This window comes from Streptomyces sp. NBC_01260 (genome assembly GCF_036226405.1).
GTDB classification, from domain to species: Bacteria; Actinomycetota; Actinomycetes; order Streptomycetales; family Streptomycetaceae; genus Streptomyces; species Streptomyces laculatispora.
Genome location: NZ_CP108464.1, coordinates 2,489,155 through 2,503,443, shown reverse-complemented (window position 1 = coordinate 2,503,443; position 14,289 = coordinate 2,489,155). Strand labels below are relative to the sequence as shown.

Annotated in this window: 9 protein-coding genes; all 9 read left to right on the top strand. The window is 73.6% G+C overall.

All coding sequences use genetic code 11. The features are described from left to right. Nucleotides 1–143 precede the first annotated feature (143 nt). Complete coding sequence (gene fxsA / locus OG322_RS10640) at nt 144–359, top strand: FxSxx-COOH cyclophane-containing RiPP peptide (RefSeq protein ID WP_207319235.1); 216 nt, start codon at nt 144–146, stop codon at nt 357–359. 317 nt (nt 360–676) lie between these two features. Further along, nucleotides 677–1,834, top strand: a complete 1,158-nt coding sequence (locus OG322_RS10635; RefSeq protein WP_329307725.1) for an FxsB family cyclophane-forming radical SAM/SPASM peptide maturase — start codon at nt 677–679, stop codon at nt 1,832–1,834. Further along, nucleotides 1,831–3,222, top strand: coding sequence for an aKG-HExxH-type peptide beta-hydroxylase (locus OG322_RS10630; protein ID WP_329306345.1), 1,392 nt, complete (start codon nt 1,831–1,833; stop codon nt 3,220–3,222). Before OG322_RS10635 ends, OG322_RS10630 begins: the two co-directional genes overlap by 4 nt. A 78-nt stretch (nt 3,223–3,300) precedes the next feature. Continuing rightward, on the top strand, nt 3,301–6,294 hold the full coding sequence (gene fxsT / locus OG322_RS10625) for an FxSxx-COOH system tetratricopeptide repeat protein (protein WP_207316361.1): 2,994 nt from the start codon (nt 3,301–3,303) through the stop codon (nt 6,292–6,294). A gap of 83 nt (nt 6,295–6,377) precedes the next feature. Next, nucleotides 6,378–6,791 (top strand): CU044_2847 family protein, encoded by a 414-nt coding sequence (locus OG322_RS10620; protein WP_329306344.1) that lies wholly within the window; start codon nt 6,378–6,380, stop codon nt 6,789–6,791. Next, nucleotides 6,788–7,726, top strand: coding sequence for an AAA family ATPase (locus OG322_RS10615; protein WP_207316362.1), 939 nt, complete (start codon nt 6,788–6,790; stop codon nt 7,724–7,726). Before OG322_RS10620 ends, OG322_RS10615 begins: the two co-directional genes overlap by 4 nt. A 4-nt stretch (nt 7,727–7,730) precedes the next feature. Next, nucleotides 7,731–9,671, top strand: coding sequence for a hypothetical protein (locus tag OG322_RS10610; protein ID WP_329306343.1), 1,941 nt, complete (start codon nt 7,731–7,733; stop codon nt 9,669–9,671). Then, complete coding sequence (locus OG322_RS10605; RefSeq protein WP_207315081.1) at nt 9,661–10,962, top strand: CHAT domain-containing protein; 1,302 nt, start codon at nt 9,661–9,663, stop codon at nt 10,960–10,962. Before OG322_RS10610 ends, OG322_RS10605 begins: the two co-directional genes overlap by 11 nt. Then, complete coding sequence (gene fxsT / locus OG322_RS10600) at nt 10,952–14,281, top strand: FxSxx-COOH system tetratricopeptide repeat protein (RefSeq protein ID WP_329306342.1); 3,330 nt, start codon at nt 10,952–10,954, stop codon at nt 14,279–14,281. Before OG322_RS10605 ends, fxsT (OG322_RS10600) begins: the two co-directional genes overlap by 11 nt. Nucleotides 14,282–14,289: the final 8 nt, after the last annotated feature.

The following is a 14,289-nucleotide window of genomic DNA, read 5'->3' as shown; positions in this document are numbered from 1 at the left end:
CGACCGGCGCGTGACCGGCGCCGGGCGGCGCCGGGCGGCGGCGCGGACAGCAGGACGAAGCGGGTCAGGGACGTGGGACCGGCGGTGTGCGCTCAACGGCGAGCGCGGCGCGGCGGGCCCGGTGCTGAGTACGGGGAGGCGTGATGAGCAAGTCGACACGTAACGACGGAGCGGCTGTGCCCGGCGGCACGGGCGGCGGTGCGTCCGGAGCCGCGGGCGCGCTGCCGGATCTGCTGGGCCTTGATCTGGAGACCCTGCGGACCCTTCACCACCCGGTGCTGGCGGAGGTGGTCGCGGATCTGCGCGGCCGGGCCGAGCAGCCGCGGGAGATGCTCTGGGGATTCAACAACGCCTTCTGAGCCGGGCGGCACCGCGCCCCGGCGCATGGTTTTGGCCCGGGGCGGGGTCGATCAGGACATCATGGTCCGGGACGGGCCGGTTCGCGCCGCGCGCCGGGGATACTCACCCTGGGCCGGTACCGGTGACCGTCCCGGCAGACGTACAGCACGGGGGTGCCGGAGTGGTCCGACGGACGACACCGCACGGGGAGCGGCCCGCACAGCGGTACACGGAACGGGAGCGGAACGCGGACGGGGGCGGCGGGCCGCCGCGCGCGGACGCAGCCCCGCGCCCGGCCGCGTCACCGGAGCGCGGTGGCGCGGGCTCGCCCCCACCCGTGCCGTTCGGGCAGTTCATCGTGAAGGTGCACGGCCGCTGCAACCTGGCCTGCCGGTACTGCTACCTGTACGAGGGCCCCGACCGGACCTGGCGGAGCCGGCCGGCCGCCGCCGCGCCCGCCGTCCTGGACCGCACCGCGGACCGGATCGCCGAACACGCGGCCGCCCACCGGCTGAGGCACGTCGCCCTGGTGCTGCACGGCGGCGAACCCCTGCTCGCGGGCCCGGCCCGGCTGGCCGCCCTCGCCGACCGGGTGCGGGAACGGGTGCCCGGCGGCTGCGCCGTCCACGCGACCGTCCAGACCAACGCCACTCTGCTCACCGACGCGGGCGTCACCACGCTCGCCCGGCACGGCATCAGCATCGGCATCAGCCTGGACGGCGGCCTGGCCGCCCACAACACCCAGCGCATCGACCACGCGGGCCGCCCCTCCTGGCCCGCCGCCTCGCGCGGCGCCCGGCTCCTCGCCGACCACCACCCCGACGCGTACGCGGGCATCCTCACCGTCGTGGACCCGCGCACCGACCCCCTGGAGATGTACGAGTCGCTGCTCGCCCTGCGCCCGCCGGCCCTGGACCTGCTCCTGCCGCACGGCAACTGGACCAGCCCACCGCCCGGTCTGCCGGACCTGGCGGACATCCCGACGGGACCGGGGTCGGGCCGCGCCACCCCGTACGGCGACTGGCTGTGCGCCGTCTTCGACCGCTGGTGGCCGGCGGCCCGGCGGGAGACCCGGATCCGGCTCTTCGAGGAGTGCGTCGCCCTGCTCCTCGGTCTGCCCGCCGCCACCGAATCTCTCGGTCTCGACCCCGTCAACGCGGTCGTGGTCGAGACCGATGGGTCGATCGAACAGGTCGACTCCCTCAAGTCCGCCTACGACACGGCGGCCGCCACCGGACTCGACGTCTTCCGGCACACCTTCGACGACGCCCTGCGCCACCCCGGTGTCGCCGCCCGACAGGCAGGAGCGGGCGCGCTCGCCGCCGCCTGCCGCGGCTGCCCGCTGCTGACCGTCTGCGGCGGCGGCCACTACGCCCACCGCTATCGCGCAGAGAACGGCTTCATCAACCCGTCCGTCTACTGCGCGGACCTCGAACGGCTGGTCCGCCACGTGGCGGACCAGCTCGCCGACGCAACCGCAGGAGACCCCCCATGAGCCCCGCCATCCCCGATCGCGTACTGCGCGAACTCGGCCGCACCGAGGGCGACACCGACTCCCTCGGCCTGCTCGTACGCGATCAGGACACCCGCCGACTCGTCCTCCTCAGGGCCCTGCTCGACGCGGCGGCCGCCGCACCCGCGGCCGTGTGCCCGCCCCGGTTGCTCGAACGATTGTGCGAAGACTGGGCGCTGCTCGAAGCGGCCGAACGCGCCGACCGGGCCGCGGTGCGTACCGTGCTGTTCCACCCCATGGCCGGCCCCTGGGCGCAGCGGCTCCTGGGCGGCCTCACCGGCACCACCGCCGCGGGCCCGGAACTCCACACCGACCTGGCCCACCTGAGCGCCCTCGCGGCGGCGGCCGCGATCCGGGCCGCACTGCCCTGCACCGTCCGGCTCACCTCACGCGAAGGGCTGCTCTCGCTGCCCACCCTGGGGGCGGTTCGGGCGGACCCCGGCCCGGTCGGACTCGACTACGCCGACGACGAAATGACGATCCGGCCGGCCGGTGCGCCGCCCCTTTCGGTACGGGCCCTGCCGGACGGCACCATGGCCTCGGCCGACCCCCGCTGGCTGCCGGTGCTCACACTGCCCCCCGTACTGCCGGGCGCTGGCCCGGTACCCCTGGACGACCTCGACCCGTACCGCACCCGCGGCACCGGGCTCGAACGCCACGGACTGAGCGCCGCCACCCACATCGACGACCATGAACGCAAGGCCTGGGCCGAGTCCTGGTCCGGGGTCGAGCCGCTGCTGCGCGTGGGCGGCGAGCACCGGCTCACCGAAGCGGCCGTTCTGCTGCGCTGCCTCGTCCCGCTCGGGCCGCCGCCCGGCTCCGGGCCGGTCGGCCAGGGCGCGGCCCACTGCAGCGGCACCCGGCGCGAGGCGTTCGGCGCGGTCCTCAGCAGCAAGCCCGCGACCCCCGCCTACTTCGCATCGACCCTCGTGCACGAACTCCAGCACACCAAGCTCGCCGCGCTCGGCGCACTCGTCCGGCTGCACCACGAGGACGCCACCCCGCGTCACTTCGCCCCGTGGCGCTCCGACCCCAGGCCCTTCGACGGGCTGCTCCAGGGCGCCTACTCGCACCTGGCGCTCGCCGACTACTGGCAGCGGTTCGCGCTCGGCGCGCGGCGGGTCACCCACCGCGATCTGGCCTGGGCGGAACACGCGCGCTGTCGCCAACAGGTCGGCGCCGTACTGCCGGTACTGGCCGGCTCGGCCGCGCTGACCCCCGACGGGCGGGTCCTCGTCAACGAGATGATCACGGTCTACCACCGTCTGGAGGATTCGCCGCCACCCACGGGGCACCTGGCTCGCGCGGAGGCGTACGTGAGCACCGCCAAGGTGATATGGCAACAGAGGAACGGTTCACCCAGGAGCTGAGCAGCCAGGTTTCCGGTGGGGCGCACAGCCTCCGGTGTATCTTGAAAGAGCTCGCAACGAGGTCAGGGAGACGGTTGAATGCCCGGTACGCGTAAGCAAGTTGGAGCAACCGGGGTGCAGACCGTCACCCTCAGTTTCGCCGGTTTCAACCGGGCCTGGGCGGCGTGGATCGCGGACCGGCTGGAGCGGCGCGGGGTGACGGTCGTCCAGCAGCGCTGGGACCCTCCGGTGGAGGTCCCGCTGGAGGACGCCCTGCGGGACCTGATGCTCTCCCGCGGCCGGATCCTGGTCCTGCTCAGCGACTGGTACTTCCAGGTCGGCCCCCGCGGTCACGAGGAGTGGAACCGAGCCCTGCGCGAGGTCGTCGCCCCTGACCCGGACCGCTTCGCCGCCGTGTCCGTCACCACCTCGGCCCTTCCCGGTGCCACCTCGGTCTTCGGCGCCGCGGACCTGACGAACGTCGGCACGGACGAGGCCGAGCGCCGGCTGCTCGTCCGCCTGGGACTGCCCACCGACCCGCTGCCCGAGTCCGCCGCGGCGCGGCCGGGCCCGCGCTACCCGGCCGACACCCCTGAGGTGTGGGGCGGGGTGCCGCGCCGCAACACCCGCTTCACCGGCCGCGAGGAACTGCTCAGCAAGGCCTACACGGCCCTTCAGGACGCCGGGGCCGGTGCGGGCGTCGTCACGCTGCACGGCATGTCGGGGGTGGGCAAGACACAGCTGGCCGCCGAGTACGTCTACCGGTTCGGCTCCGAGTACGACGTGGTGTGGTGGGTGCCCGCCGACCGGCGTGCCCTCTACCGTCAGAAGCTCGCCGAACTCGCCCCGGAGCTGGGCCTGTCCACCGGCGCCGAGTACGGCGAACGGCTGCGCGCGGTGCGTGACTCGCTGCGCCGCGGCGATCCGCACTCCCACTGGCTGCTGGTTCTGGACGGTGCGGACGAGCCGGAGCAGATCTGGGACCTGGTGCCGACGGGCCCCGGTCATGTCCTGATCACGTCCCGCAACCCCGAGTGGGGCGAGCACAACAGCAACCTGGTCGAGGTGCCGGTCTACGACCGTGACGAATCGGTCGCCTTCATCCTCCGCCGGGCCCCGCGCCTCACCCGTACCGAGGCCGACCGGCTCGCCGAGGCGCTGGAGGACCTGCCGCTGCTGCTCGACCAGACCGCGGGCTGGCTGAACGACTCCGACATGTCGGTCGAGGAGTACATCGAGCTTCTCGGCGGCGGCATCGACCAGGACGTCGTCAAGGTCTCCGCCGACTTCCCGCTGGCCTTCCAGACCGCCTGGTCGATACTGCTGAACAAGCTCAGGGACACCGTCCCCGAGTCCGTCGACCTGCTCCGCCTGTGCAGCTTCTTCGCTCCCGGCTCCATCCCCGTACGGCTGCTGAAGGAGATGCCACCGGGCGAGCTGCCCGAGCAGCTCTCCGGCCTGATGAACGACCCGCTGCTCTGGAACAGGGCGATCAGCCAGCTGCGCCAGTACTCCGTGGTCCGCCTGGAGTCCCACGAGTCCGTCATCGACGAGACGTCCTCCGGCGAGTCGATCTATCTGCACCGCATGGTCCACCAGATCGTCCGCAAGGACATGCCGGAGCGCGACCGCGAGGAATTCACCGACGTGGTCCGCCGGGCGCTCGCCTCCGCGGACCCGGGCCGCCCCACCGACACCCGGCTGTGGCCCGGATACGCCGAGATCACCCCGCACCTGAAGTGGGCCGACGTGCTGCGCAGCGCAGACCCCGCGGTGCACTCGCTGGTGCTCAACTGCCTGCGCTACATGTACCTCTCCGGGGAGTACCGGGCCGGCATCAAGCTGGGCTCCCGTGCCATGAAGGCCTGGGGCGAGCTGCTGGGCGAGAACCACCCCCGGGTCTGGGACCTCAGCTACAACTACGCCAACCTGCTGCGCGCGGTCGGCGACTACGCCGGAACCGAGGCAATCGAGCGGGCCGCCGTCGATCACTTGCGCACCGAACGCGGCGCCCAGGACCTGGAGCACCTGCGCGCCGCCGGCGGCCTCGCGGCCGACCTGCGCGGCCTCGGGCGGTACGACGAGGCGCACGAGATGTCCGGCTGGATCCTTGCCTCGTACCGCGAACTGCTGGGGGAACAGGACTCGCGCACGCTCAGCGCGCAGAACAACCTGGGTATGTCCCTGCGTCTGCTCGGGCGGTACGAGGAGTCGCTGGAACTCAACCGGCGCACCCTGGAGGCGCGTCGGCAGCTGCTCCGCGCGCGCCACAGCTGGACCCTCTACTCCGAGGTCAACTACACCACCGACCTGCGCCTCCTCGGCCGGTACGCCGAGGCGGAATCGCTCCAGAGCCAGAGCGTCCGCGTGCACCGGATCGTCATGGGCCAGGACAACCCGCAGACCCTGCAGGCCGAGCACAACCTCGCGCTCTGCCATTACCGCTCGGGTGAGCGGAGGCAGGCGGCGGCGTTGTTCAGCCGGGTGCTGGAGCGGGGCGAGCGGGTACTCGGTGAGGATGACCCGCTCACCATGATGTTCGCGACCAGCCAGAGCTTCTTCGCCCGGGAGCACGCCGACATCGACCAGGCCCGCGCCATAAGCGAGAAGGTCGTGCAGGGGTACGTGGACATGCTGGGCGACCAGCACCCCTATGTGGCGGGCACCCGTGGCAACCACGCGCTGATCCTGCGCAACGTCGGGGAGCGGGACCACGCGTACCACCTCCTGGAGGAGGTGCTCGTGGACATGGGCCGGGCGGTGGGCGAGAACCACCCCTGGACGCTCGGCTGTGCGGTCAACGCCGCGGCGCTGCGCAATCTCGTGGGCGACCCCGAGTCCGCCGCCGCGCTGACGGACTCGGTCGTCACCCGGGCCACCGAGACCCTCGGCAGGACCCACCCGCTGACCCTGACCGCCCGCATCGCGCACGCGGCCGATCTGCGCGGACTCCGCGACCGCCAGCGGGCGGACAAGGTCGAGACGGAGGCGCTCGACGATCTGGCGACCACCTTGGGCGCCCAGCACGTCCACACCGTCTCCGCAAGGTCCCGCAACCGGCCGTTCTGGGACTTCGAGCCACAGATGATCTGAGCACCTGCCCGGAACCCATGCGGGACATGAGTGTCCGTCAGTAACCTTGTGAAACCAGCCGGTTGGTCATTCAGGGGGCGCGCATGACGGTCGTTGTGGGTGGTGTGGCACCAGGGGAGGACGGTCCGATCCCGGTCGTGGTGGACGCCGAGGCGTACACCCGGGCCGGGATGCCCGCCACCGATGTGGACTCGCTGTACGACAGCGAGGAGACCCGGGACGCCGCGGGCGCCGCCCGACGCGCTCTGGGCACGGCGGGCGATCTGTACGGGGACGGCCTCGACCTCGCACGCCGGTGCGCCTCCCAGGCCATGCGCAGGCTCGGTGACCTGGGGCAGGGGCTGCGGCCCGACGAGATCGAGCTCCAGGTCGGCATCACCTTCGAGGCCGGGATGGCGGCCGTCGTGAAGGCCGGTGCGGAGGCGCAGATCCAGGTCACCTTCCGCTGGCAGCCGGGACGCGAGGAGCGGGCCACCACCACGGTGACGCCTTCATGAGCGAGCCGGCGCGGGCGGTCCCGATCCTCCCGTACAGCCGCGTCGTCGGGCAGGACGAGCTGAAGCTCGCCCTGGAGCTGAACTTCATCGCCCCGGGCATCGGCGGCGTACTGATCGCGGGACAGCGCGGCACGGCCAAGTCCACCGTCGTCCGCGCCTTCGCGCTGATGACCGGCGGCAGGCTGCCCGTCACCCTGCCGATCAACGCGACCGACGACCGGGTGCTCGGTGGCTGGGAGCTGGACGCGCTGATGCGCGGCGAGGCCAGGCGACAGGCCGGGCTGCTCGAAGAGGCCCATGCCAAGGGGATGTTGTACGTCGACGAGGTCAACCTCCTCGACGACCACATCGTCAACATCATCCTGGACGTGGTCTCCACCGGGGTGCTGTCCGTGCAGCGCGAGGGCATCGACACCGAGACCCATGTCTCCTTCGGGCTCGTCGGCACGATGAATCCGGAGGAGGGCAGTCTGCGCGCCCAACTGCTCGACCGCTTCGGGCTCATGGTCACGGCGGCCGAGCTGGACATCGAGGAGCGCCACCGGATGATCACCATCGTGCTCACCTTCGAGGAAGAGCTCGAAGCCGTGGACTCCGCCTGGCTGCGGGCCGCCCATGAGGAGAACGGGCGGCTGCGCGAGCGGCTGCTGGCGGCCCGCGAGCGGCTGACGGAGGTCCGGCTGGAGGAGGACGTCAGCAGGCTCTGTGCCGAGGCGGCCGCCCTGTCCGGCGCCGTCGGGCAACGCGGCGACCTCCTGGTGGCCAAGGCCGCCCGCGCGCTGGCCGCCAGGGAGTCGGCGCGGCGGGTGGAGCCCCGGCACGTGCACCGGGTGCTGCCGCTCGCGCTGCGGCACCGCAGGCCCGAATCCGCCCACGGCGCGGAGTTCGCCTGGGGGCCGGAGGAGTACGCCGTCCTCGCCGGCCTGTTCGGCTGAGCGCGTGTCCGCCCGGCCGACGCGGACCCAGGACCCGGGGGAACGGGACGATGCCTCCCACCGGCTGCTGACCGCGCTCGTCTGCTCCGCGCTGGAACCGGCACTCACGGGTGTCCTGCTCTTCGACCTGCCCCCGGAGCATGTCCCCGCCGTGGCCACGGTGTTCGCCGAGGTGCTCGGCGTGGCCGGTGGCCTGCCGCCGGGGACCGGGGTGCCCCGCACGACGCTCGACGCGGCGACCGCCGACGAGGACCTGTGGTTGCGGCCCCTGGTGCGGCGGGGCGCGGGCGGGATCGAGTTCACCCTCGGGCCCGGACCGCTGGCCGAGACGGCGGCCCGCCCGCCGCTCGTCGTCGTGCCCGACCTGGCCCGGCTGAGCGTTCCGGGGATGCGGGCCGCCGTCCAGCTCCTCGGCGCGGACACCGCCACCCTCGAACACTCCGGCATCCGCCGCAGCTGGACGCCCCGCGCCCGGTGGCTGGCGTTCTGCCGGGCCGAGGATGCCGCGCACCTCTCACCGCACCTCCTGGACCGCTTCCCGGTCCGGCTCGGCGTTCCCGGTCTGCGGCCCCTGCCGGGCCCCGACCCGCTCGGCCCGCTCCCCGCCGCCTGGGCCACCGCGCTGAGCCCGCGCACCCCGCGGCCGCCCGCCCCGCTCACCGACGGGTTCGCCGCGTCGGTGCTGGAGCACCTGGACGACCAGGAGGGACTCGGACACCGCAGAGCCCTCGCACTCGGCCGCATCGCACGCGCCCTGGCCCGGCTGGACGGTGCCGAGCAGACACCCCCCGGCCCCGGTACCGCCGACGACGCCCCGCTCCACGTCGCCGCCGGGAACATCGCCGGCGCCCACGTCACCGCCGCCCACGTCGGCCGGGCCGCCCGGCTGATCCGCCTCCGCACGGTCCACCGCCCGTCGGCACCGCCCGAGCCCGCCCCGGACCACGAGCCCCCGCGGCCTCCCGGACCCGGCCCGGACCGTCCGCCTCCGGACGCCCGCCCCGCCCCTGAACGGCCCTTAGAGGCAGGCTCGTTCGTCCAGGAACCGGAGACCGCAGTCTCCCTCGGCCCGGCCCCGGTCCGGGGCGACCGGCCGGGTCCCTTCTCCCCGTACCCGGAGGACACCGCGGGTCCGGGGCCCGGCGGGGCCACGCTGCGGATACCCGCCCGCCGGGCCGGGGGCGCCCGTGCCTCCCGAGGCGCCGTCGTCGGGGTGCGGCGGGCCCGCGACCTGTGGGACCTCGCCCCGGTCCGTACCGCGATGGAGGCCGCGAAGTACCGGGCGATACGCGGCGGCCGGGGCCGGCTCGTGATCGTCCCGCAGGACCTGCGCGGCTACGTCCGGGCACCCGAACCCGTCCGGACGCTCACCCTCGTACTCGACCACACCTGCCGCGGGGACTGGGACTGGAACCCGGCGCTCGAACCCTTCCTGCAGTGGGCCTATGTCACCCGGGCCGCCGTCCATGTCGTCGAGGTGGGTGCCCGGGGAGCGGCGAACGAGCTGCGGGCCGGGTCGTTCTCCGCCCGGTCCACCAGGGACCCGAGGATCGCCGCCGCACTCGCCAGGCCGGCCGGCCGCGCCACCCCGCTCGCCCACGGCCTCGACCAGGCCGGCAGCGCCCTGCGCCGGGCCTTCCGGCACCACCGCGCCGGACTCGTCGAGGCCCTGCTCGTCGTCGTGACCGACGGGCGGGGCAATGTGCCGCTGGCCGCGGGCCGTACCGGACGCCTGGGCCCCGGTCCGGCGGGACGGACCGGGACGACGGACGCGGTGCGGGCCGCGGAACGGATCGGCGCCCTGAGCCCTGCCCGGCTGCACAGCGTGGTGATCGACCCGGGGCGGCGGCCGTACACCGCGCTGCCCGCCGAACTCGCGGAGGCACTCGGCGGCAGCGTGATCGCGGCGGAGGCCGACGACGAGGGGGCGAGCCGTGCGCGATGACGCCCTCGACGTGATCCGGCGCCTCGGGCGACGGGCCGGACAGGTGCTGCCCGCCCCACGGACCGCCGTGCCGGCCGGCGCGAGTACCGGCACTCCGCTGGGACTCGGCGCGGTCGCCGTCGACGCCAAACAGGCGCCCGACACGATGTACGCCCGCATCAGGGTGCGGCGACGGCGCCCCTCACCGGGCCTGCCGGAGGCGTTCGGCTTCGAGGCCTGGTGCCGCGGCGTCCCGCCGCTCCCGTACACCTCGGGCGGCGGCCAGCGGCGCCCGGCGGCGATCAGCCTCGGCAACGCCCGGCCGGGCGGCGAACCGCCGTCGGAGCTGCTCCGCTCGATCCGCCGCTGGTCGCTGAACCAGGGCCCGTTGACCGGCTGGATCAACCGGTGCCGGCAGGTCCACGGCGACGCCCTTCAGCTGGTGATACTCGACCAGACCGGCTTCGATCTGCCCTGGGAGGCACTCACCCTGCCACCGGTTCCGGAGGCGGGACTTCCCGGCGGAATGCTCGGGATGCTCGTCGACCTGGCGCGCTGGTTCGACGCGGTCCGCGGCGGCGACGACTTCCCGACCGATGTCGCGGCCCCGGCCGGTGCGGTGCTCGGCTACTTCCACCCGGACATGGGCGCCGACCGGGACGTCTTCCGCGGCTACCGACACCGGCCGCACTCCGGCATCGTGTCCTTCCTGAGAAGCCTCGACGAGACCGCCGCCGACCCGACCGGCCTGGTCTACATGGGCTGCCACGGAACCTTCGACCAGGAGCTCAGCAACCTCACCCTGGCGGACGTGACCTGGGCGGAGTACCACGACCACGGCATGCGCCTGCTCGGCCGGGACGGTTCGCTGGTCTGTCTCAACGCCTGCCACTCCGGCCGCTTCCTCGACCACGACGGGGACGGCCGGCAGTATCTGCGGGGCTTCACGGAGGTCTTCCTCGGTAACGGGGCGGGCGGCTGCATCGTCACCGCGGGGAAGGTCGGCGACGCCGAGGCCCGCGAGCTGATCCGCCGGCTCGTCGAGACGGTGACCGCCGACCCGGACCGGCCGGTGGCCCGCGCGCTGCGGGCCTTCCGGGCAGCGGCCCACGAGACCTTTCTCGCCGAGGGCGGGATTCCGCTGATGGTCCGGGACGACGGCACGTTCGACGAGCGGGGGCAGCGCAACGCCCTGCGGCTGCTCTACAGCCTGATGTTCCAGTACTACGGGCACCCGCTCAGCACGCTTCACCTCACCGGCCGGTACGCGGACGGCCCGCGCGCACGGGAGGAGGCCGAGCATGAACGGTGACGAGCGGCCACTGCTGATCGAACCCGTCGTGGGCTGGCTGCGCGAGGTCGGCCCCGGGGCCGTCCAGTGTGTCGGCGTCGACCTGCGCGGCCCGCTGAACGCCCGCAACGAGGAGGACAGCGAGGCCTGGCCGTACGAGGAGGAGGAGCTCGCCTTCAGCGTCTCCCTGGACGGCGCCCCGCACTTCGTCTGTGAGGTGCTCGACGACCCGGGACTCGTACTGCACCGCTTCGGCGGTACGTACGGCCCGGCGAGGTTCCTCGTCACCGCGGGCACCGCGACCGGGCCCGCCGTGCTGCGGCTGACCATCTCCAACCAGTGGGGCGCACCGGTCCGCAGGGACGAACTGCACTGCCGCATCCAGGAGTCCGCAGACCCGGACGGCAGCCGGGTCCGCCCGCCCGGCCGGTGGCTGCCGGGGCCCGGCGCGGACCCCGACGGGTCCGGGAACACCGCACCGCCGGCCGGGACCGACACCGCGGTCACCCTCAGTTTCGCCGACACCGACCGGGCCTGGGCGGCGTGGACCGCGGACCGCCTGGAGCGGCGCGGGGTGACGGTCCGCCAACAGCGCTGGGACCCCCCGGCGGGCGTCTCGCCGACGGACGGGCTGCGCGAGCTGGCACGCTCCCGAGGCCGGATCCTGCTGCTGCTCAGCCGCCGCTACGTCCAGCTCGGTGGCCACGGCCCCGACGCGTGGGACCGGGCCCTGCACGAGGTCGTCGGCCCCGACCGGGACCGGTTCGCGGCGATCTGGTTCACGCACTCCACCCCGCTGGGAGGCGCGGTCTCCCTGCTGGACCCGCTGGAGCTGTACGGCGCCGGTGCCGACGACGCCGAGCACCGGCTGCTCGTCCGCCTGGGGCTGCCCACCGGTCCGCTGCCCGAGGACGTCGCCGCCAGGCCAGGTCCCCACCACCCGGCCCACACCCCTGAGGTGTGGGGCGGGGTGCCGCGCCGCAACACCCGCTTCACCGGCCGCGAGGAGTTGCTGGGCGGCCTCTGCGAGGCGTTCCACACGGGCGGGCCCGGCGCCGTCGTCACCCTGTCCGGGATGCCGGGGGTGGGCAAGACGCAGCTGGCCGCCGAGTATGTCCACCGGTTCGGCTTCGAGTACGACGTGGTGTGGTGGGTGCCCGCCGACCGGCGTGCCCTCTACCGTCAGAAGCTCGCCGAACTCGCCCCGGAGCTGGGTCTGTCGACCGGTGCCGAGTACGGCGAACGGCTGCGCGCGGTGCGTGACTCGCTGCGCCGCGGCGATCCGCACTCCCACTGGCTGCTGGTTCTGGACGGTGCGGACGAGCCGGAGCAGATCTGGGACCTGGTGCCGACGGGCCCCGGTCATGTCCTGATCACGTCCCGCAACCCCGAGTGGGGTGACCACAACAGCGACCTGGTCGAGGTGCCGGTCTACGACCGTGACGAATCGGTCGCCTTCATCCTCCGCCGGGCCCCGCGCCTCACCCGTACCGAGGCCGACCGGCTCGCCGAGGGGCTGGAGGACCTGCCGCTGCTGCTCGACCAGACCGCGGGCTGGCTGAACGACTCCGACATGTCGGTCGAGGAGTACATCGAGCTCCTCGGTGGCGGCATCGACCAGGACGTCGTCAAGGTCTCCGCCGACTTCCCGCTCACCTTCCGGACCGCCTGGTCGATACTGCTGAACAAGCTCAGGGACACCGTCCCCGAGTCCGTCGACCTGCTCCGCCTGTGCGGCTTCTTCGCACCCGGCTCCATCCCCGTACGGCTGCTGAGGGACATGCCTCCGGGCGGGCTGCCCGAGCGGCTCTCCGGCCTGATGAACGACCCGCTCCTGTGGAACAGGGCGATCAGGCAGCTGCGCCAGTACTCGGTGGTGTGGCTGGAGTTCCAGGACTCCGACGGCGGCCTGTCCGTGGCGTCGATCCACCTGCACCGCATGGTCCACCAGATCGTCCGCAAGGACATGCCGGAACGCGACCGCCGCGCCTACGCCGACGTCGCCCGCCGCGCCCTCGCCGCCGCGGACCCGGGCGACCCCGCAGACCCGGGCCGCTGGCCGGAGTACGCGGCACTCACCCCCCACCTCAAATGGGCCGAGGTCCTGGACAGCGAGGACCCGAACGTACAACAGTTCGTCCTCAACTGCCTCCGCTACATGTACCTTTCGGGCGAGTACGGCAGCGGCGTCCGGTTCGCCGCCCCCGCGATGGAATCCTGGCAGACGCTGCTCGGCCCGGCCCACCCCCGGATCTGGGACCTGCGCCATCACTACGCCAACCTGCTGCGCGCCCTCGGCGACTACCGCACCAGCGAGGCCGTGGAGCGCACCACCGCCGAGTTCCTGGCTGCCGAGCGCGGCGAACTGGACCCGGACCACCTGCGGGCCGCCGGCGGGCTCGCCGCGGATCTGCGGGGCCTGGGCCGCTACCAGGAGGCCTTGGAACTCTCCGTCTCGATCCGGGACCGCGACCGCCGGCTGCTGGGGCGGGACGACCCCCGGACCCTCAACGCGGAGAACAACCTCGCCGTGTCGCTGCGCCTGCTCGGCCGGTACCAGCAGGCACTGGAGCAGGACGAACTCACCCTGGAACGGCGGCGGTCCGTCCTGCCGCCGCAGGCACCCGCCACGCTGTACTCGGAGATCAACCTCGCCATGGACCTGCGGCTGCTCGGCCGGCACCGGGAGGCGGAGGTCGCCCTGCGGGAGACGGCCGGACGCCATCTGCGCCGGATGGGCGGCAACAACCCGCAGACGCTGCGCGCCCAGTACCACCTGACGCTCTGCCAGTACGCCCTGGAGGGCGCTGATTCCGCCCTTCCGGCGCTCACCGCGACGAGGGACGGCTCACTGCGGCTCCTGGGCGAGCACGATCCGCTGACCCTGCTGATCACCGCGGCCGCGGCCGGCGCGGAACGGGAGGCGGGCGACCCCCGGCAGGCGCTGCGGCTGCACGAACAGGTGGTGGACGGCTACCGGCGGATGCTGGGCGACCGGCACCCGTACACGATCGGCGTCGAGGGCAACCTCGGGCTGATGCGCTGGACCCTGGGCGATCCGGAGGCCGCGGGCTACGAGACCGAACGGGCCCGCGTCCTGATGGCCGAGGCGGTCGGGACCGGGCACCCGTGGGCGATCGGGTGCGCGCTGAACGCGACGATCCTCAGGATGAGGACGGGGCGGACCGAGGAGGCCCACGCGCTGGGCGGGGCGAACGGTCCACGGGCCACCGAGGCGCTGGGCCCCGGCCACCCGCTCAGCATCGCCTGCCGGGAGGCGGACGAATCGGTGCGGGCCGGGTCCCTGGCCTTCTGGCCGTTCGAGCCGCTCATCATCTGAGGACCCGG